Below are 19,161 nucleotides of genomic sequence, written 5' to 3'. Positions count from 1 at the left end.
ATTCCGTTCAGGATCGCTCCGGAGCAACTTTCCAAACTTACCCGGTTTCAAGGAGCTTCGCAAATCAGCGTTTCCGCGATCTTCTCTACTCTGAAACCGGCCCCACCCACGTCCGGCACGCCAAGAGGCGAACCATTTTCAGGCTGTCTGGTAAGGGGGTTGGCCGCTATCTTTCCGCTTCAGCGGCGGCGACTCAGAAAACAATACCCGCACACAACCCCCACCGCAAATCGACCCCTGGTGACTCAAATTCCGCGGAATTCCGGGGCAGGAACGCTCACTGAAGCTCCCAGCCACCTCCCGCCGTCGTAATTCCCTTCTGTGTGCTGCAGCACAGAACGCCTGGCCCCCGTTTCTCCCCCTCCGGGGCTTCCTGTCCTGCAGTAGTTCTTAAACTGGACGAGCCGCGGACACCACCCAAAAGGAGGCACCGCGGCTCGTCTTAGCTGGTTCAGCTACTGCCGCCACCGTGAACGTGAATCCGTAGCAGACGGCTTGCAGGTGTAGGTAACTCCCTTGCTGCTCAGCGCCACCGATCCCGTAGGTGAACAAAAGGCCCCGGGCGTTGCGCCTCCCACAGCTGCCGGCGCTGGTGCTGGTGCCTGCGCTGCCTGTTGAGCAGCCGCGGTCCGCGCGGCCTGGTCAGCTGCAGCCTTTGCGGCGGCAGCCTGATCGGCAGCGGCTTGGTCCACAGCAGCCTTATCCGCTGCGGCCTTCTCAGTGGCAGCCTTCGCCGCGGCTGCCTGATCGGCTGCAGCCTTCTCGGCCGCAATCTTGGCAGCTGCGGCCTTTTCGGCAGCAGCCTTCTCAGCGGCCACGTCGTCGAGGTTCCTGACACCAAGATGCACGGTGGAGCCCTTCGCGGCCTGTGTACCGTTGGCGGGGTCCTGGGTTGTCACCTCCCAGTTCTTCTTGAGGACGATCGACTTGCCCTTGACGGTGTCCACAGCCTCAACCTTGAACCCGAGCTTTTCCAGCTGCTCCGTGGCCTTGTCCAGGGTCAGGCCGGTTACGCCGGGAACGGCAACATTCTCCGCAACCGCAGCCACAGCGGTTGCCGTTGCGGTGGTCTGAGTTGCCGCTTCCTTGCCGCCGCAACCCGTCAGCATCAGGCCGGCCAGCACAGCCAGCGCCAGCGTCTTGTTCATCCTGGTGAGTGCAGGACTGGGATTTACTTTCATGATTCCCCCTAGGAATGCGTGATGGTGGTAAAGGTGCGTCCGGAGAATCCGGACAAGGTGGGCCTACTCGCAGGCGATGCCGTCGGAGTCACGGTCCAGGGCGGACCGGTAGCCGGCCTGGCCGGCGTAGAGCGGCGCAGCACCGGCAGCTCTCGCCGCAGCGCAGTTGGCGTAGTAAGCGGCGGCAGGTGCCGGTGCCACTGGCGCCGGTGCCACCGGAGCTGGCGCGACGGGGGCGGGTGCAACGGGTGCAGGAGCGGGTGCGACCGGAGCCGGTGCAGGAGCAACCGGTGCGGGAGCAGGAGCAACCGCGGCAGGAGCCGGTTCAGCCACTGCCGGCGCGGGAGCCGGAGCCTGCTGGTTCGTCGGGGCCAGCTGCCCGGAGCAGTCGCCAAGGATGCGCGCCATAGCGTCGTGCTCCGCCTGCGTGACCCACAGCCCGTACGTTGCCTTCACCGAGATTTGCCGGGCCACGTACTCGCACCGGAAGGCCTTGTTCGGTGGCAGCCAGGTGGCCGCGTCGCCGTCGCCCTTTTGCTGGTTGATGGGACCATCGGTGGCCTGCAGGTTCAGCGGATCGTTGGCGAACGCCGTCCGCTGCTCCGTGCTCAGCTGCTGGGCGCCCTTCTGCCAGGCGTCACTGAGCGCCACCACGTGGTCGATCTGCACGGCAGTGCTGGTGCCCGAGCCGCGGACAAAGCTGATGGTCTTGCCCGTGTAGGGATCGGCCAGGGTCCCCGTCTGGACCTTGCAGGGAACACTGTTCGTGTAGGTGATACCGGAGAGGTCGCGTTTGAGGATGTCGTTGCGGGTATCGCAGCCGTTCCGGTCCACGTCCGCCCACGCCTGGCCGAACTGCGCCCGGTCATAGCCGGTCTTCGGCGCCCGGCCCTTGATGGGAAGGGTGGCCAGCAGCTCGGTCGCCTTTGTGGCGTAAGCGGGCTGGGCGTTGGGGGCGGTGGCGGTGACGCCGGCCGCAAGGACGTAAGGGGTCTCCGGGTCCAGGGGCTCCCCACCGCTGTCAGCGGTGGGAGTAGGGGTGGACGACGGCGATGCCTTGGCTGTTGCGGTTGGGCTGGCATTGGTGGGCGCTGCCTTCGCGGTGCTCCCCGAGGATGCCGCCTTCAAGTCCGCGCTGGCGACGTGCGGCAACGCGACAGCCCCGCCAATGAAGAGGGCGAAGGACGCGGCGAGCGCAACGGCGCCGGCCTTGCGTTTTGCCGGGAGCCAGGCCCAGGAACGCCGCCCTGTCAGCAGGACGTACAGGCCCGTGAGTGCAGCCGAAATGCCCAGGAACATCAGGGCTCCGCCGATGCCGCCGCTCAGTGATCCCAAGAGCATGAAGAGTGCGGTGAGGCTGGCAACAATGAATGTTGAAATGCGTGGGTTCCGCGGCGGCTTCGGTGCCGGCGAAGGCGGAACAAACCCTGAAAGGGTTTCGTAGTCGGACATTCTTTCCCCATTTTCGAGGGGTCCCCATAAAAGGGACCCCACATTTGCCGGGCCTGCTGCTTAGCCCGGCAAACTCATCGCCATGAGTTTATTGGCCGATGCGGGCTGAAAACGGCTGCCCGAAGCGTCCTGGGCCAACATTCAGCCAGTCTTGATGGGACCTTGAGGAAAGGCCGACGCAATACGGTTTCAGTGCTTAACAATTTGTGGCATTCATAATGCCAAAACCCGCTTACGCACCGGCCATTCCCTGGGACAGGACGTAAAGATAGAGTGGCCGGATGCAGATGCGGCTCGAGGTTGTCCAGGTCCCGGTTTCCGATGTCGACAGATCGAAGGCGTTCTATACAGAAAAGCTGGGCTTCGTGCTGGACCACGACGTGGAGCACATCCCGGGCATGAGGGTGGTCCAGTTGACTCCCCCGGGTTCGGCCACATCAGTGGTCATCGGCACCGGGATGACCACCATGGCACCGGGCAGCCTGGAAGGGCTGCAGCTGGTGGTCCCGGACATCGCCGATGTCCGAACCGAACTGGTCAGGCGGGGCGCGGACATCAGCGAGATCCAGGACCTCGGCGGGGTCCTCTTCGCCTACTTCAGCGATCCGGACGGCAACCGCTGGGTCATGCAGGGCCAGACACCGCCGGACATCCGGGACGTACACAAACCATAGATGCGGCTGCCCAAAAAGTGCGCGGGCGTCGGCGGAAACGCTGCCAAAAGTGAGCGGGCGTCGGGAGGGGCTGGCTACTTTTTGGCCGGCGGCGCTGTGGAGCCCCGGACTACCAGCTCCGTGCCAAGTTCGATCCGCTGTGGCAGTTCCTCGTCCCCATCCAGGTGCCGGAGCAGGGCCCGCATGGCGGTTTCGGCCATCTGAACCACTGGCTGCCTAATGGTGGTCAGTCCGGGTTCGATCCACTCGGCAGCCGGAATGTCGTCAAAGCCGACGACGGACAGGTCCTCCGGAATGCGCAGCCCGGCAGAGCGCGCAGCCCGGTAGGCACCGAGGGCCTGGTCGTCATTGCCGGTGAAAATCGCCGTCGGCCGGTCCGGTAGCTCCAGGAGTTTGCGCGTGGCTGCCTCCCCCGCCTCGATGGAAAAGTCGCCGGGAACCATCAACGCCGGGTCCAGGGCTATGCCCGCGCGCCGCAGTGCCGAGATGTAGCCGTCTTCGCGGGCGCTGCTGCACTGCAGGTCCTCGCGGCCGCCAATCATGGCGATCCGTTTGTGCCCCAATTGCAGCAGGTGGTCCGTGGCCGAGTAGCCGCCCTCCCAGTTCGCGGCGCCTACAGTCATCAGGTCCGGTCCGGGCTGGCCGACGGGATCGATCAGCACCACGGGTATTCCCAGGGATTTGACGCGCTGGATCTGCTTGGCGTCCAGCTGGTAGACGGCCATGAGCAGCCCGTCCGATTTCCGCTCCGCTAGGTTGGCCAGCCAGGGCCGGATGCGCGAGCCGTCCAGGTTCAGGCTGCTCACCACGGTTCCGTAGCCCGCGTCCTGTGCCACGCGTTCCACACCCTCGATGATCTCCAGCGCCCACTCCGAGCCCAGTCCCGGAAACACCAGATCCACCAGGCCGGCTTTCTGCCTGCGTTTGGCGGGGCGGCGGGCATAGTCGCGCCGTGCGATGATCTCCTCCACCCGGGCCCGGGTCTCGGCCGCCACATGGGCGTGCCCGTTCAGCACCTTGGACACAGTGGGAACCGAAACCCCTGCCTCACGTGCGATCTCACTGATCGTCGCGCGCCTGGTGTCCTGCTTGCTCACCACGGAAACCGCCCTTTCACCCGGGTCATGCGCCCGGTGCTAGTTATCGGAAAGTTCCCACGTCTGGATCCGGCCGCACATGCCGTAAATTCTGCGGTTTTCCCGTTTTCCCATCGTAGTTCGCGCGTTCCCCAGATAGGCACTTTCTGCCAAGTCCAGGGAAGCCAGTTGCTGCCGGGTGACCTCCGCCTGACGGGCTGCTCCCCCGGCGAGCAGTTCGCCCCAGGTCCCGGTCCTGTCAGCCACCAGCCGGGCTGCCGCTGCGTGGAACTCCGCGAGGGCTGCCGGGCCGGAGGCAAGCACGGCCTGCTTCAGCGCAAAGTAGCCCTCGAGCGCCAAATCACGACGGCGGCGCGCGGCTTCCTCCCCTGCGGCGAGTCCTACGTCGGTATCTTTTTGCTCCAAAGCCGCCGCACGACGGTAGGTTTCCGCGTCCGCGAGGTGCTCGGGCGGAAAGGTCATCACGGCGTCACCGTGCTCGGGCAGCCCCGCGTTCTGCATGACCACCAGGACCCTCAGGTTGCCCGAATCATTGATGGCCCGGTGCACGGTGCCGGGAGTGAACCAAAGGACCACGCCCGGAACCAAGGGGATGGACGTGAAGCCACGTGAATCCAGCGTCTCCAGCCGCCCGGCACCTTCCAGCACCACGTATGCCTCGGTTGAGGCGGTATGCACGTGCGGCGACCCGCCGGCGGCGCCGTCAGCGCCCGGCCAGTCATAAATGCTGATCTCGGAGAGCCCCGTTGCACCGGGAAAAGTGGAGCCCATGCTCTACGCCCAGCTGCGAAGCGCTGCCTGTGCAGCATCCGCCAGCGCCTGGGCGCGGTCGGCATCCACGCCGCCGTCGGCAATCACCACGGCGTAGCGGTACGTCAACGGCGCCCCCTCGTGGAGGGGCACCTCCTCACTGAAGAAGGGGGCCGATCCCAGGCAGGCGAAGATGGACGACCTGGCGAACCACTGATTGGGTGCACCGGGGTTGGTGCCGTCCTCCACGAACGCGATGGTGGAGGACCTGCATGTGAGGTCATGCTTGCCCGTGAAGGCGATCCACGGTGAGCGGGTGCCCATGAATTCATCCGTACCGGTGGCCTCCTTGTTGCGGAACACGCCGCCGGTGAAGGACCGGGGGCCCCGCCAGAAGAGGCCGCCATATCCGGCGTTGTGCCGGCCTTCCGTGGTGGGGCTGCCGATGCGGATCTCCTCGCCGGAGATATTGCTCATCCTGGTCTCAAAGAGGATGGCGTAGGCCCCTTCGGTTTCGCTGCCGTCCGTCACCGTGTCCTCAAGCAGTTGGAAGCTGAACCGGCGGCTCTCCTTGATTACCGGTTCCCCTTCCTGTGAGGTCCAGGTCAGGGATTCCGACGCCGTAATGCCGGCGCCGGACTGGTCGATGCCCGTAAAGGACCCATGGGTCATGGCGCCGTTGTTGTCCAGGTTGGCGTACTCAGTGGCGCGTGTGTAGGTGGCCCCGCCCCAGAAGTTGTGCTTACCCACATTGGGCAGTGCCCAGGAGAGTCCCTTGTGCCAGACGTGGTCCCAGGGGCGTGAAATGGTCACCACGTCCCCGCCCAGGGTGGTGAGCGGGTGGAAGAACGGCCGGGGGCTCTCGTACTGTTCGTCCTTCGGCTTGTAGGTGTAGGTGGCGATGGGCCGGCCGCTGGCGGTGACGGTCAGGGCAGTTCCATCGTCCTCGAAACCGAGCCCGGCAGGGGACACGGAAGATCGTGCGGTTGACGTGGGGGTGGTCATGCTGGTGGCTCCTTGGTGTGGGTTCAGACAGCGGCGTCGACGGCGGGTCGGTTAAGTGCGGTGGCGTCCAACACATGGGTGCCCATCCCGTCGCCGTCCATCCCGCCATAAAACGGGTGGCCGGGAACAATTTCGCCCCGCCGCACTGCCCGCCCGGTGAAAGCGGAAGCGTAAACAGCGGCCGCGAGCTCCAGCGTTTGCCGTGCGGAGGCGGAGCCGGCCGGGAGTGGGAGTGCGGCGTCGAGCGCGTCATACATGGCCAGGAACTGCGCCGAGTGTCCGCTTCCGCGTTCCAGGGGCACGCCGTTCCAGGCTCCTGCGACCTGGTCCTCATGGCCCGGCGCCGCGGTGATGGTCCAATTGTCTGTGCTGTAGCCGTAGAGGTGGCTCAGTTCCACGGTTGCGAACTCGCAGTCGATCCGGATGTCGGAGGTTTCCCGGGGCGAGAGCAGCGAGTTGATCATGGTGGCCACGGCACCGTTACGGAACCTGACAATGGCGGCCGACAGGTCCTCCGTGGAGGTGGCCCGCGCCTGCCGGGCGGCGACGGCGGTCACTTCCTCCCATGGCCCCAGCAGGTGCAGGAGCAGATCGAACTGGTGGATGCCGTGACCCATGGTGGGTCCTCCGCCTTCGGCGTTCCAGGTACCCCGCCAGGGCAGGTCCCAGTAGCTGTCCGGCCGATACCAGAGTGTGTCGCATCGTGCCACCAGGGGACGGCCGAACTCATTTCCACCAATAAGTTGCCTCGCCGCGGCTGCTGCATCTCCGAAACGGTGCTGGAATACGCAGGAGAACTGCGCTCCGCCCTTTGCCTGTGCGGTCTCAAGCCGGTCGAAGTCCGCGAGGCTCAGCGCCGGGGGTTTCTCGGATAGGACGTGGACGCCTGCCTCGAGACATTCCATGGCCTGGTCGATGTGGAACATGGGCGGAGTGCAGAGGTGGACGATGTCCGGCCTGGCCTCTGCCAGAAGGCCGCCCAGGGTCAGGTAGGTGCCTGGGATGGCGTGCTTCTCCGCGAACGCGTCCAACCGTCCCTGGTCCACGTCGCAGGCGCCCACGAGTTGTGCCCGGCCGTCCGTCCGGTCCAGGTTGTCCGCATGGACCGCCGCAATCCCGCCGGTTCCGACAATGGCCACTCTGTACGTCCGCATGTTCTCTCCGTCGTTGCAGTGAATGTTGGTAGGTCCGAAGGTGCCGGCTCACTTGCCTCAATAGGGAATGGAAACTTTCCAAGCGGTTCTCAAAGTTTCACTGGCCATTTCTGCCTTTTTCACCGGTTCCGCTGTCTAACGTAGGAGCTTTTTTGGGTACGGGTCAATGCCTTTACACCTAGAAACTAACATTAAGTTTCTGATACTTTCTTAGAAAAGTCCTACGAACAGGAGACGCCCGTGACCAGCGGTGCCGCCGAAAAGCACGTCATCCCCTCACCAACCGTCGGCAAGAACCCCGGTGAACACGCCCAAGGTCCCTCCATTGATGATCTCGTCCTTCACATGACCTTGGAGGAGAAGCTGGCCCAATTGGCAGGCGTGTGGGTCAACGCGTCCACGGACGGGGACTCTGTGGCGCCGCTGCAGAACGAGATGGCCGGAGATTCCCGCTCCTGGGAGGAGATGATCGCGTCGGGGCTAGGGCAGATCACGCGGATGTACGGCACAGTCCCTTTGGAACCACTTGAGGGCGCCCGGCGGCTTGCCGCAGCGCAGGAACAGATCATGGCTGCCTCCCGTTTCCGGATCCCTGCCCAGGTGCATGAGGAATGCCTGGCCGGCCTGGCTGCATGGAAGGCCACCGCTTTCCCCGTCCCGATGGCGTGGGGCGCCACCTTTAACCCGTCGCTGGTGCGGCGGATGGCCGGGCTGATCGGTGAGCAGATGCGGGCGCTTGGAGTCCACCAGGGACTGGCTCCCGTGCTGGACGTTGTACGCGACCTGCGCTGGGGCCGCGTGGAGGAAACCATCGGCGAGGACCCCTATCTGGTGGGCACGGTGGCCAGCGCCTATGTCTCCGGCCTGGAAGGGGCCGGGATCGTGGCAACGCTCAAGCACTTCGTCGGCTATTCCGCTTCGCGTGCCGGACGGAACCACGCTCCAGTGTCCATGGGCCCGCGCGAGTTGGCGGACGTGATGCTCCCACCGTTCGAGATGGCACTCAAACATGGCGGCGCCCGCTCTGTGATGCATGCCTACACGGACACCGACGGCATCCCTGCAGCCGCCAACCGCGCCCTGCTCACCTCGCTGCTGCGCGAGGAGTGGGGATTCGCCGGCACGGTGGTGGCGGACTACTTCGGCGTCGCTTTCCTGAACGTAACCCACGGCGTGGCCGCCGATTCGGGGGAGGCAGCTGCCCTTGCCCTCACAGCTGGCGTCGACGTGGAGTTGCCAACGGTGAACTGTTACGGCAGGCCACTGCTGGAACGCGTGCGGTCCGGCGAGGTTTCCGAATCCCTGGTGGACACCGCCCTTCGCCGCGTGCTGCGGCAGAAGCAGGAGGCCGGGCTGCTCGCACCGGATTTTGACCCCGCTCCCCCGGTCCTTGCATCCGGAGCCATCGACCTGGACCCGGCCGGCAACCGCGTTTTGGCCCGCGAGATGGCCGCCCAGTCCCTGGTGCTGCTGACCAACAGGATGCACGACGGCGGTCCAAGCCTCCCGCTGCCCGCCCAGGCGCTGGCATCACTTGGCGTGGTGGGGCCACTGGCGGAAGATCCGTTCGCCATGCTGGGCTGCTACTCCTTTGACGCGCATGTGGGCGCGTCCCACCCGGACGTACCCATGGGCATCCGGGTTCCCACCGTGGCCGCGGCCGGCAGGGAACGATTCGGATCATTGCGCAGCGCGGCAACCGGCACCTGCGAGACCATCACTGACGAACAGATTGAGGAGGCCTGCCACATTGCAGCCTCGGTGGACACTTGCGTGATCGTGGTGGGCGACAACGCAGGCCTCTTCGGACGCGGCACATCGGGTGAAGGCAATGACGCAGCGGCCCTTCAACTACCCGGTGACCAGCACCGCATGCTGGACCAGGTGCTTTCCGCAGCCCAGGCTGCGGGGACACGCTCCGTCGTCGTGGTCCTCAGCGGCCGGCCGTACGCCCTGGGCGACTTCGCGGACCGGGCCGGGGCCATCATCCAGGGCTTTTTCCCCGGCGAGGAGGGAGCGGAAGCGCTTTGGGACGTCCTGACCGGGGCCGTGAACCCGTCCGGCAAACTGCCGGTTTCGGTACCTCGAACCTCCGGCGGACAGCCAGGCACCTATCTGCACAGCCGACTGGCCGGACCATCCGGTGTCAGCGCACTGGACCCTTCGCCATTGTTCGGCTTTGGCCACGGCCTTTCCTACACCTCGTTCGAGTTCTCCGACCACGCGGCCAGTGCGCCCACCATGTCGACCGCGGATGCCGTCGCCGTGGCACTTAAGGTGACCAACACCGGCCCGGCCGACGGCGCCGAAGTGGTGCAGCTGTACCTGGAGGACCCGGTGGGCGAGGTGGTCCGGCCGGTCCGGGAGCTGATTGGCTACGCCAGGGTGGAACTGGCTTCCGGCGCATCGGCCCGGGTGGAGTTCAGGGTGCACGCCGACCGCACATCATTTACGGGTGTGGACCTGAAGCGGGTGGTGACGCCGGGCGTGGTGAAACTTCATGTTGCAACCTCCAGCACCGCAGACGTCCACACACACGAGGTAATCCTGCAAGGCGGGCGCCGCGTGGTGGGTTACGGGCGGGAGATGCTGACGCCGGTGACGGTGACGCAGCAATAGGTCCTAGGCAGCGGTAAACTTCTCCTCCACCAGGCGCAGCAGCGGCCGGGAGTTCAGGCACACCAGGAACACCACCGCGCCGCCGAGGACGGGGAGCAGGTACGTGGTGGTCATCAGCAGCAGGGTTGCGGCCAGGAAGAGGATGCCGGCGTTGCCCAAGGAGACGCGTTTGCTTGCACTGAAGCTGTACAGGGACAGACGGTAAAGGTCCCTGGTTCGGAACGAAAAGCGGGACAACAGCAGCAGCGCGTTCAGGCCCGCGGTGGCCACGAGCAGTCCGAGGACCAGCAACGCCAGCCGCAGGGCCGGTTCGACGGGATTGGCAGGACCCAGCAGGAAGGGCAGCCCTGCCAGGTTGACGCCGACCACGGCCAGGACCAGCAGGTACGGCGTCCAGATCTTGACGGCCTGGCCGGCATTCATCCGGTAGCCCCGCAGGAAGTCCCGGTACACCGCAGTCTCCTGCCCGGCCAGCAGCCGGTTGAACGCATACATGCATGCGACCAGGGCCGGTCCCGCCGGGAGGAGGGCGACGACGGGCAACAATGCCCCAACCAGTGGCACCGCGGGCAGTGCCACCAGCAGCAGTGCGTTGGCGAGCACCAGCAGGGCCGAGCCCATCATCACGCCGGCCACGGTGCCGGCCGCCCTGAACAGGGGGCCGGCACCGTACTCCGCCTTCTTCTGAACCACTGACTGCCTTTCGGTCACTGCTGACAGCCCGCGGCCGCCGTCGTACGCCCTACTTCTTGTCGGCGTATGCCTTGTAGGCCTTGTTGGCCAACTCTACGTACTTGCCCATGCCCTTGCTGTCCAGCTCCTTGACGTAGGCGTCAAATTCGGAGAGGCTTCGCTGGCCCGTGATGAACTTCAGGGTGTTCTGCTTGACGTGGTCCTTCAGGGGCGTGAGGGTCAGTGTTGCCTGTTCCCGATCAGTGTCGCTGAACGGCACGGGAGGGGCAACGGGCCTGGGCTTCTTGCTCTTCATGGCCTTTTGGAATGCCAGCTCCTCCTCGTTGAAGGTGGACTGGAGCAGGTCCGTGGTGCCGCCGTAGGCGAAGTTGCCGCCCGAAAAACCGTAATCCACGCGCAGGTCCTTGGTTCCCGCCGGATTCAGACCCTGGAAGTTGATGTCCTTGGCCAGGACGCGCTTGCCCCCTTCCTTGTTGTAGGTGGTGCCCTGCACGCCCCACTTGGCGAACTCCTGGCCTTCGTCGCTGTAGAACAGCCAGTCGATGTACTGCATCAGCGCCACGAAGCTGTCCTTGTCCTTGACGGACGAGTTCAGCATGATGCCGTTTTCCAGCCGGGAGCCGCCGATGATGTCGCCGGCCGGACCACCGGGCACCGTGATCTTGCGGACGGCGAAGTTGCCCTTGCCCAGCGACTGTTCCATCGAGGTGCGGTACGTGATGACGTTCTGGGAGTTGGCGCTGATAACGAACGACTTGCCGGACGTGAACTTCTGGATGGCAGCGTCATCGGTCTGGGTGAAGCTTTCCGGGTCCATCAGGCCCTCTGAGACCAGGGAGTTGAAGTAGGTCACGAGGTCCTTGAACTGGCTGCTGCCGGCACCGAAGGCGAATTCCTTCTTGCCCTCATCGAACGTCAAGCCGTCCACCAGGCCCCATCCTGCGACTGTGCCAAACGCGGTACCGGCAATATTCAGCACGCTGTTGCCGTTGAACCGGTCGGAGAACGGCACCACGTCGGGATGGTTCTTCTTGAGTTTGCGCAGCACCTCACGGAACTCGTCCCAGGTCTTGGGCTCGGCAATGCCGTCCTTTTCCAGTATGTCGGTCCGGAAGGCCAGGGTGTAGTCCGGCCAAAGTTCCTCGTGCAGGCCGGGCAGGACATAGTACTTGCCGTCCTGCTGGGTGAGGCCCGCGATCTCAGGTTCCAGCTTCCACTTCTTGATCTTGTCCTGGTAGTGCGGCATGAGGTCCACGTAGTCACTGACCGGAAGGACGGCGCCGGAGGACACATATGCGCTCTCCTGCCCCGGGTATGTCTTGGCGATGATCTCCGGAGCCTTGCCGGAGCTGATGAGCAGGCTGCGCTTCTGTTCGTAGTCACTGTTGGGGACGATGGTGGGTTCCAGCGTGACGTTGTTGTCGCTGGCCATCTTGGTGAACAGCAGCCAGTCCTTCTTGTACGGATAGGTGGGCTGGTCACTGAACAGAAAGGTGAAGCTCAGCGGGGTCGTCGCCTTGAACGTATCCCCCAGCCCAAAGCTGTCCATCGCGCCATTGCGGGCCTTGGAGGTGTCGGCCTTGCTGCCGGAATCGGAGTCACACCCCGCCATCACCAGGCCGAAGGCTGCGAGCGCGGACAGGCCGAGGAAATCTCGTCTGCGGATCATGGGTTTTCCTTTCATAACGGGTTATTCCTTGACGGAGCCGAGCATGACGCCCGAAAAGAAGTACTTCTGGACAAACGGGTAGACGCAAAGGATGGGGATGACGGTCAGGACGATGGTGACCGACTGGATGTTCGCGGCGATCTGGCCCACGTTCTCGGCGGTACCGCCGGCAGAGCCTGCCGTGGTGACGCCGGCAATCATGTTTCGGAGGTAGATGGTTACCGGGAACAGGTCCGGGTTGTCCAGGTAAAGGAACGCTTGGAACCAGGAGTTCCAGTTGGCTACGGCGTAAAACAGGACCATGGTGGCAACGATGGCCTTGCTCAGGGGCAGGACCACCTTGAAAAGCACGCCGTACTGGGTGAGGCCGTCAATGGCCGCCGCTTCCTCCAGTTCCCGCGGCATGTTCTCGAAGAAGGACTTCATGATGAGCAGGTTGAAGACGCTGATGGCATTGGGCAGCACCACGGCCCAGAGGGTGTCCCGCATTCCCAGCGAGGTGATGAGCACATAGTTGGGGATCAGTCCGCCGTTGAAGAACATGGTGAACACTGCGATGCCGATGAACACGCTGCGGCCCTTCAGGTCCTTCTTGGCAATGGCGTAGGCGAAGCTGGTGGTGAGCACCATCGAGATGGCTGTTGCCACCACCGTGTACAGGACCGTGTTGCCGTAGTTCCGCCAGAACGTCGAGTCGGCCAGGATCAGCTGGTACGTCTCGGTGTTAAAGCCCATGGGGAACAGGTTGACCTGGCCGGCGTTGATGAACCCCTCGCTGGAGAAGCTCTGCGCCAGGATGTTCAGGAACGGATACACGGTCAGGAACACCACCACCAGCAGGAAGGCCAGGTTCACCACGCGGAACACCTGCATGCTTCGTGAAACCTTCATGTCCTTAATCAGGACACCGGTGTCCTTTGGTGCTGCTTTCACGCCGGTTGCTTTCACGGCAGTCCCTTTCACAGTTGCCCCCTTCACCAGAGGCTCGTTCCTGCGACCCGCTTGGAAATGGCGTTGGCGGAGAGAATCAGCGTGAGGCCGATGACGGATTCGAACATGCCGATCGCCGCTGCATAGCTGAAGTTGCTGGATTCCAGGCCCACCCGGTACAGGTAGGTGGAGATGACGTCGGAGGTCTCGTAGTTCAGCGGGTTGTAGATGAGCAGGATCTTCTCGAAACCCACAGCCATGAACGTGCCGATGTTAAGGATCAGCAGGGTAATGATGGTGGGCCGGATGGCAGGCAGGGTCACATGCCAGGTCTGCTGCCAGCGGTTCGCGCCGTCAATCCGGGCCGCCTCATACAGGGACTCGTCCACCCGGGTAAGGGCCGCCAGGTAGAGGATGGCGCCCCAGCCCATGGTCTGCCAAACCTCCGAGCTGATGTACATGGGCCGGAACCAGGCGGCGTCCTGGGTGAAGTTCACCGTGGTGCCGAACACCGTGTTGGCGATCTGGTTCACCGTGCCCGTCATGGAGAAGTTCTGCAGGATCATGCCGGCAATGATCACCACGGACATGAAGTGCGGCAGGTACGCCACGGTCTGGACGAACTTCTTGAACTTCTGCGAGCGCAGTTCGTTGAGCATCAGCGCGAAAATTATGGGCATGGGAAAGCAGAACAGCAGCGTCAACACACCCAGGATGATGGTGTTCTGGAATGCCTGCCAGAAGCTGGGATCATTGATGAACAGGGTGACGTATTTCAGGCCCACCCATTTCTCACCGAAGATGCTCCCGCCGGGCTGGAACTGCCGGAAAGCGATCACGTTGCCGGCCATGGGCAGGTACCGGAAGACGGCGAAGTAGGCCAGCGGCAGCAGCACCAGGGTGTAGAGCCGCCAGTCCCGTTTGATGGCCAGCTTCCAGCCGCCGGGTTTGTTCCGCGGTTTGTCGGTTCCCGCGTCGGCGTCCGCGGAGGCCGCCTCGGGAGGTACTTCCAATCGCATGGCCATGACTGCCTCCTACCGGCCCGTTCCTGCGGTTGCGTCGTTTATGGGTTTTTCCTCCAGCACCAGGACGCCGTTGGCGGCGAGTTCCACTGTGCCGGTGATGTCCGCTCCGGTGAGCCGGTCTCTGCCACCTGACTTCACGTCCACCCTGGCGGGTGCGTCGTTGTGGTTCAGGACCAGCAGGTAGCTGCGTCCGTTGCCGGCACGACGGCGGGCCTGCACTCCCAGCGGCGCGTCCAGTTCGGGACGGATCCCCGCGGCGCTGCATTCGGCGTCGAGCAGTTCCGCCAGGAAGGTGCAGTCCACGCGGGCTGAGAGGTACAGGGCCGTACCGGCGCCGAAGCCGTTACGTGTGACAGCGGGCGAGCCGTCCAGCCGGCCGGAGGCATAGCTCGCTATTACGTCCGCCGTGGTGGTGTGCAGGTGCTCGGTCCAGTAATCCGCTGAGGCCGTGCCGCCGTCGGTTGTTGAAAGCTTGACTGCCTCGCCCTCACCGGAGAGCGGATGCATCTCCTCACTCCAGGCCCCCAGGACGTTGCGCAGCGCCCCGGGGTAGCCACCCAGGCGGATGGCGTTGTCCGGGTCCACAATGCCGGAGAGGTAGCTGGCCACCAGATGGCCGCCGCCGGCAACGTAGTCCTCGAACCGGTTCGCAGACTCGTCGGTCAGCAGGTACGACGCCGGCAGGACCACCAGGCTGTACTGGCTGAGGTCGCTCTTGGTGTCCACGAAGTCCACGGGAATATTGGCGTCGAAGAAGGGCCGGTAAAGGCGGAGGACTTCCTGGGTGTAGTTCAGGTCAGAGCGCGGGGAATTACCCAATTCCAGGGCCCACCAACAGTCCCAGTCGAAGACAATGGCCACCTTGGCGCTGGAGCGGGTCCCTGTGATGCCGCCCAGGCCCTTGAGTTCCTGACCCAGTTCGCACACTTCCCGGAAGATGCGGGTATTGGGTCCGGCGTGGTTGACCATGCCCGAGTGGAAGCGTTCGGTGCCGCCACTGGCCTGGCGCCACTGGAAGAAAAGAATGGAATCAGCCCCCTGGGCGATGGCCTGGTAGGAACCCAGCCGCATCTTGCCGGGGAGTTTGGAGACATTGACCGGCCATTGGCTGACTGCCCCGGTGGCCTGCTCCATCACCAGCCAGGGCTGGCCGCGGCGAAGGGAACGCATCAGGTCGAAGTTCAGGGCCGCAGCCACGTGGGCGTCTTCTTCGCGTGGGTCCGGATAGATGTCCAGGGCCGCGGCGTCTTCCTCGGCAGCCCAGGCCCAGTAATCGTTGTTCTTGTAGAAGCGCATGAAGTTGGTGACGATCGGCAGGTCCGGAGTGTACCGGCGCAGGATGTCCCGTTCGGCCTTGTAGTGCTCCAGCATGCTGTCCGAGGTGAAGCGGTGGTAATCCAGGCGGCGGGACGGGTTGGACCAGGTGCGGGGCTGGGCAGGGGCGTTGACCTGTGACCAGTCGGAGTAGCGCTGGCCCCATACATCGGTGCTCCAGGCGCGGTTCAGGTTTTCCAGGTCCCCGTATTTTGCCTGCAGCCATGACCGGAAGGCACGGTCTGCGTGCGGGCCGTAGGACACCGGCCCGTATTCATTGTTGACATGCCACATGCACAGGGCCGGGTGGGCAGCGTAGCGCTCCCCCATCTTCTCCGCCATGGCCAGGGACTTTTCCCGATAGACAGGGTGGGAGACGTCGAAGTGCTGCCGGGAGCCGAAACCAAAAGTGGAACCGTCCGCCAGGACCGGCAGGATGTCCGGGTGCCGGGTGATCAGCCAGGCCGGCGGGACGGCGTCCGGAGTGGCCAGGTCCACGCCGATCCCGTTCGCATGCAGCAGGTCCATGATCTCGTCCAGCCAGCCGAAGTCGTAGACGCCGTCCTCCGTTTCAAGACGGCTCCAGGAAAAGACGGCCAGCGTGACCAGGTTGACGCCCGCTTCCTTCATGAGGCGGACATCCTCGTCCCACACCTCGCGGGGCCACTGTTCGGGGTTGTAGTCGCCCCCATAGGCGATGCCGCCCAGCCGTTGGTGCAGGTGTTTGAGGCGGTGTTCCGAGGTACTCATGCTGTGCTCGCTGGTCATCATCGTCCTTTGGTTGGCATGTTGGCCGCGGACTCCCACCAGTGCGACCTGCATCACAGTGAGAAACTATCGTAAAGTTTCAGCAATAACAACAGGAAAAAGGAAGTGGGAGAAGACTCCTAAGCGCAGGCCGCGGCAGACGAAGGCGCAGAAAGACGGCATCAAAGGACCCTGAATGGGAATGCTGACGTTACGCGCAGACCTGTCCTGCCGCCGATCTTTCCGGAGCATAAGGAAAGTATCGGATTGGGGTGGGATGAAGGGGCCCTGCTATTTCCGCCTAGAAGCGCGACGCCGCTCCACCCGGTTCAGGTTCGAGCACATCCTGGAGCACTTCGTTGTGCCGCAGGAACCACGGCTTGAACGGCGGGTCGAAACGGGCGAACCTCGGCGCACCAGCAGGCGTCAGCCCGGCCAGGGTGAGCGCCGCTTGCAGTCCCTCGTTGCGCTTCTGGAAGGCCGCTGCGGACCCGCTGCCGGAGAAACCCAGCACTGCGGCAAGGGAACCAGGCACAGCACGTACCCTGACCCTGGGATCCGTAGGTAGTGGAGCAGTTTCGGCAGTCACTCCAGCCGGAAGAACGAAGGCCACCGAAAATTCGGCGGGCGCCGAGGACCCGGGCAGCGGGCCGCTCTGGATCACCGGGGCGGTCATGGCCAGCTTCTGTGGTCCCGGCTCCTGGAGCACCGGGGCGGTCATGGCCAGCTTCTGCCGGGCAGCATTGTTGCCGCTGATGTAGTTGAAAAGATGCCGGAAGGCGGCGTTGCCGGCGCGGTCAAAGTCCGCCGTGACCGTCACTTCGGCCACGGCGTAATCCGGATACCGGCGCAGTTCGAAATGCGGATAGCGCCGGATCAACTCATAGGGCTGCTGCTCGGTCATGGTGGACAGAGCCTACGCCCGCGAAGCCTGAGTGGCCAGAGCCGGGGGCACGGCCATCACCCCCGCGGCTCACGGAAGATGTTGCCGAACCCACTCCACCGACTGTTGCCCAATGATAAGCAAGCGGACCATAATAGTTAGCAGAACTAATTAGCACTGCTAAGGAACGTCAGCAGGAGGCGCACCCGCATACATGTCCCCTACCCAAACGAAGAACAAGACAGCTGCAGACCCCACCGCCCCGGACACCCTCGCCATCGATCTCCGCACCGCCGTGATGCGTACTTCCCGCAGGCTCCGTGTGGAAGCAACCGGTGACATCATCACTCCGGGCCAGTACACCGTTCTGGCCTTGCTGAACGGCAGCGGCCCCAGCACCTTGCGGGCACTTGCGGAAAGTGAACATGTCCAGGCGCCGTCCATGACAAGGATCGTCAACGCGATCGCCGACCAGGGCTTTGTTACCAGAAGCGCCGATCCCGACGACGGCCGGCAGGTCCGCGTGGACATCACCGATGCGGGAAGGGCGGTCCTCGCCGAAGCGCGCAACCAGCGCACGGCCTGGCTGGCCCAGCGCGTGGCCGGGCTCAGCGAGGAAGACCGGCTCACCCTCAGCCGGGCGGCCCGCATCATGCAGGAAATGAGCGGCAAATGAGTGCGATGTTCCGGGCCCTCGAAAACCCCAACTACCGCATCTGGGCCGGCGGCGCGATCGTCTCCAACATCGGCACCTGGATGCAGCGCGTGGCCCAGGACTGGCTGGTCCTGACCGTCCTCACCGACCACTCCGGCGCCGCCGTCGGCCTCACCACGGGCCTGCAGTTCCTGCCCATGCTGCTGTTCGGCCCCTACGGCGGTGTACTCGCCGACCGGTACAGGAAGCGCATCATCCTCATGTGGACGCAGCTGGCCATGGCGTTCACCGGCCTCGCCATCGGCCTCCTGGTGGTCACCGGGTCCGCCCAACTGTGGCACGCGTACGTGGCGGCCTTCTGCCTGGGCGTCGCCAGTGCGGTGGACGCGCCCGCACGCCAGGCCTTTGTCTCGGAACTGGTGGGGCAGGAGAACATCTCCAACGCGGTGGCATTGAACTCTGCATCCTTCAACACCGCCCGGCTCACCGGCCCCGCCATTGCCGGGGTACTTATCGCCTGGGTGGGTACCGGCCCGGTGTTCCTGCTGAACGCGGCGAGCTTCGCGGCAGTCCTGGTCTCGCTGTTCCGGATCCGCGTCAGCCAACCCGCCCCGCCCGCAAAAGGCGACCGGAACAAGCACCAGGTGGCCGAGGGTGTCCGGTATGTGCGCCGCCGGCCGGACCTGATGCTGATCATGGTCCTGGTGGGCATCCTGGGCGCATTCGGCATGAACTTCCCCGTCATCAACTCCCTGATGGCCACCACCGAGTTCCGCATGGGCCCCAGCGAATTCGGGCTTCTGGGGTCAATCATGGCGGTGGGAACGCTGGCCGGGGCCCTCCTGGCGGCACGCCGGTCCCGTCCGCGGCTGAGGTTCCTGCTGGGCGGCGCGCTGGGGCTGGGTATTTTCACGGTCCTGGGCAGCGTGGCCCCGTCTTTCTGGGTCTACGCCACCATCCTCATTCCCGTAGGGCTGGCATCCATCACCTTCCTGAACAGCTGCAACACCAGCATCCAATTGTCCGTGGAGCCAGAGTTCCGCGGGCGCGTGCTGGCCCTGTACCTGGCCATCCTGCAGGGCGGCACCGCCCTGGGTTCGCCGCTGGTCGGTTGGATCGGAAGCGAGTTCGGCGCCCGCTGGTCCGTGGCCTGCGGTGGACTCGTGGTGCTGCTCGCCGGCATAGCGGCGGTTATTGCGGTCACCAGGCGGAACCGGCTCACCCTCCTGGGCGCGCTGCGGATGGCGCTGGGACGCCGCGAGCCCGCCGTCTGACGTGCGGCGGGCTCCTGGCTCCCTGTTTTGGCCGTGGGC

At 64.5% G+C, this 19,161-nt stretch carries 16 protein-coding genes; 4 read left to right on the top strand and 12 right to left on the bottom strand.

Annotated elements, in window-relative coordinates; all coding sequences use genetic code 11:
* Positions 1 to 455 precede the first annotated feature (455 nt).
* Both FBY36_RS13855 and FBY36_RS13850 read right to left on the bottom strand, forming a co-directional pair.
* Positions 456 to 1,181 (bottom strand): PASTA domain-containing protein, encoded by a 726-nt coding sequence (locus FBY36_RS13855; protein ID WP_235008835.1) that lies wholly within the window; start codon positions 1,179 to 1,181, stop codon positions 456 to 458.
* A 63-nt stretch (positions 1,182 to 1,244) separates the two neighbouring features.
* Complete coding sequence (locus FBY36_RS13850; RefSeq protein WP_142120264.1) at positions 1,245 to 2,633, bottom strand: GmrSD restriction endonuclease domain-containing protein; 1,389 nt, start codon at positions 2,631 to 2,633, stop codon at positions 1,245 to 1,247.
* A 281-nt stretch (positions 2,634 to 2,914) separates the two neighbouring features.
* Here FBY36_RS13850 and FBY36_RS13845 point away from each other — a divergent pair, with 281 nt between their 5' ends.
* Positions 2,915 to 3,307 carry a VOC family protein gene (locus FBY36_RS13845; RefSeq protein WP_142120262.1) on the top strand — a complete coding sequence of 131 codons (393 nt, stop codon included), beginning with the start codon at positions 2,915 to 2,917 and terminating at the stop codon, positions 3,305 to 3,307.
* 74 nt (positions 3,308 to 3,381) lie between these two features.
* On the opposite strand, the gene FBY36_RS13840 is transcribed toward FBY36_RS13845, so the two are convergent.
* Genes FBY36_RS13840 through FBY36_RS13825 form a run of 4 tightly spaced genes read right to left on the bottom strand, consistent with a single transcriptional unit; the run spans position 3,382 to position 7,313 of the window.
* Positions 3,382 to 4,407: a LacI family DNA-binding transcriptional regulator gene (locus tag FBY36_RS13840; RefSeq protein WP_142120260.1), complete on the bottom strand. Its 1,026-nt coding sequence runs from the start codon at positions 4,405 to 4,407 to the stop codon at positions 3,382 to 3,384.
* 36 nt (positions 4,408 to 4,443) lie between these two features.
* Positions 4,444 to 5,175, bottom strand: a complete 732-nt coding sequence (locus FBY36_RS13835; RefSeq protein WP_142120258.1) for a cupin domain-containing protein — start codon at positions 5,173 to 5,175, stop codon at positions 4,444 to 4,446.
* 3 nt (positions 5,176 to 5,178) lie between these two features.
* Complete coding sequence (locus tag FBY36_RS13830; RefSeq protein ID WP_142120256.1) at positions 5,179 to 6,159, bottom strand: PmoA family protein; 981 nt, start codon at positions 6,157 to 6,159, stop codon at positions 5,179 to 5,181.
* 23 nt (positions 6,160 to 6,182) lie between these two features.
* Entirely contained in the window at positions 6,183 to 7,313 is a 1,131-nt protein-coding gene (locus FBY36_RS13825) for a Gfo/Idh/MocA family protein (RefSeq protein WP_142120254.1), read from the bottom strand.
* A 240-nt stretch (positions 7,314 to 7,553) separates the two neighbouring features.
* Between FBY36_RS13825 and FBY36_RS13820 the strand changes: the two genes are divergently transcribed.
* The gene (locus FBY36_RS13820) at positions 7,554 to 9,932 is read left to right on the top strand and encodes a glycoside hydrolase family 3 N-terminal domain-containing protein (RefSeq protein WP_200830498.1); all 2,379 of its coding nucleotides are present in this window, start codon (positions 7,554 to 7,556) and stop codon (positions 9,930 to 9,932) included.
* A 3-nt stretch (positions 9,933 to 9,935) separates the two neighbouring features.
* Here FBY36_RS13820 and FBY36_RS13815 read toward each other — a convergent pair whose 3' ends face one another.
* The 6 genes from FBY36_RS13815 to FBY36_RS13790 form a co-directional block, all read right to left on the bottom strand.
* On the bottom strand, positions 9,936 to 10,625 hold the full coding sequence (locus tag FBY36_RS13815) for a DUF624 domain-containing protein (protein ID WP_142120251.1): 690 nt from the start codon (positions 10,623 to 10,625) through the stop codon (positions 9,936 to 9,938).
* A gap of 49 nt (positions 10,626 to 10,674) precedes the next feature.
* The gene (locus FBY36_RS13810) at positions 10,675 to 12,309 is read right to left on the bottom strand and encodes an ABC transporter substrate-binding protein (protein WP_142120249.1); all 1,635 of its coding nucleotides are present in this window, start codon (positions 12,307 to 12,309) and stop codon (positions 10,675 to 10,677) included.
* Between the two features lie 6 nt (positions 12,310 to 12,315).
* Positions 12,316 to 13,185, bottom strand: a complete 870-nt coding sequence (locus FBY36_RS13805) for a carbohydrate ABC transporter permease (protein WP_235008953.1) — start codon at positions 13,183 to 13,185, stop codon at positions 12,316 to 12,318.
* Positions 13,186 to 13,268: 83 nt separating this feature from the next.
* Positions 13,269 to 14,249 (bottom strand): ABC transporter permease, encoded by a 981-nt coding sequence (locus tag FBY36_RS13800; protein WP_142120246.1) that lies wholly within the window; start codon positions 14,247 to 14,249, stop codon positions 13,269 to 13,271.
* A gap of 9 nt (positions 14,250 to 14,258) precedes the next feature.
* The gene (locus tag FBY36_RS13795) at positions 14,259 to 16,313 is read right to left on the bottom strand and encodes a beta-galactosidase (protein WP_235008833.1); all 2,055 of its coding nucleotides are present in this window, start codon (positions 16,311 to 16,313) and stop codon (positions 14,259 to 14,261) included.
* 298 nt (positions 16,314 to 16,611) lie between these two features.
* A complete protein-coding gene (locus tag FBY36_RS13790) occupies positions 16,612 to 17,214 on the bottom strand; it encodes an SOUL family heme-binding protein (protein ID WP_142120244.1) in 603 nt (200 codons plus the stop codon).
* A 193-nt stretch (positions 17,215 to 17,407) separates the two neighbouring features.
* Between FBY36_RS13790 and FBY36_RS13785 the strand changes: the two genes are divergently transcribed.
* Both FBY36_RS13785 and FBY36_RS13780 read left to right on the top strand, forming a co-directional pair.
* Complete coding sequence (locus FBY36_RS13785) at positions 17,408 to 17,869, top strand: MarR family winged helix-turn-helix transcriptional regulator (protein ID WP_142120242.1); 462 nt, start codon at positions 17,408 to 17,410, stop codon at positions 17,867 to 17,869.
* Positions 17,866 to 19,122: an MFS transporter gene (locus FBY36_RS13780; protein WP_142120240.1), complete on the top strand. Its 1,257-nt coding sequence runs from the start codon at positions 17,866 to 17,868 to the stop codon at positions 19,120 to 19,122. The genes FBY36_RS13785 and FBY36_RS13780 overlap by 4 nt, the downstream gene beginning before the upstream one ends.
* The last annotated feature ends 39 nt before the right edge of the window (positions 19,123 to 19,161 follow it).

The organism is Arthrobacter sp. SLBN-122, assembly GCF_006715165.1.
Taxonomy (GTDB): Bacteria; Actinomycetota; Actinomycetes; order Actinomycetales; family Micrococcaceae; genus Arthrobacter.
The sequence above is the reverse complement of the archived record's forward strand: the minus strand, read 5'-3'. Positions and strand labels throughout refer to the sequence as shown.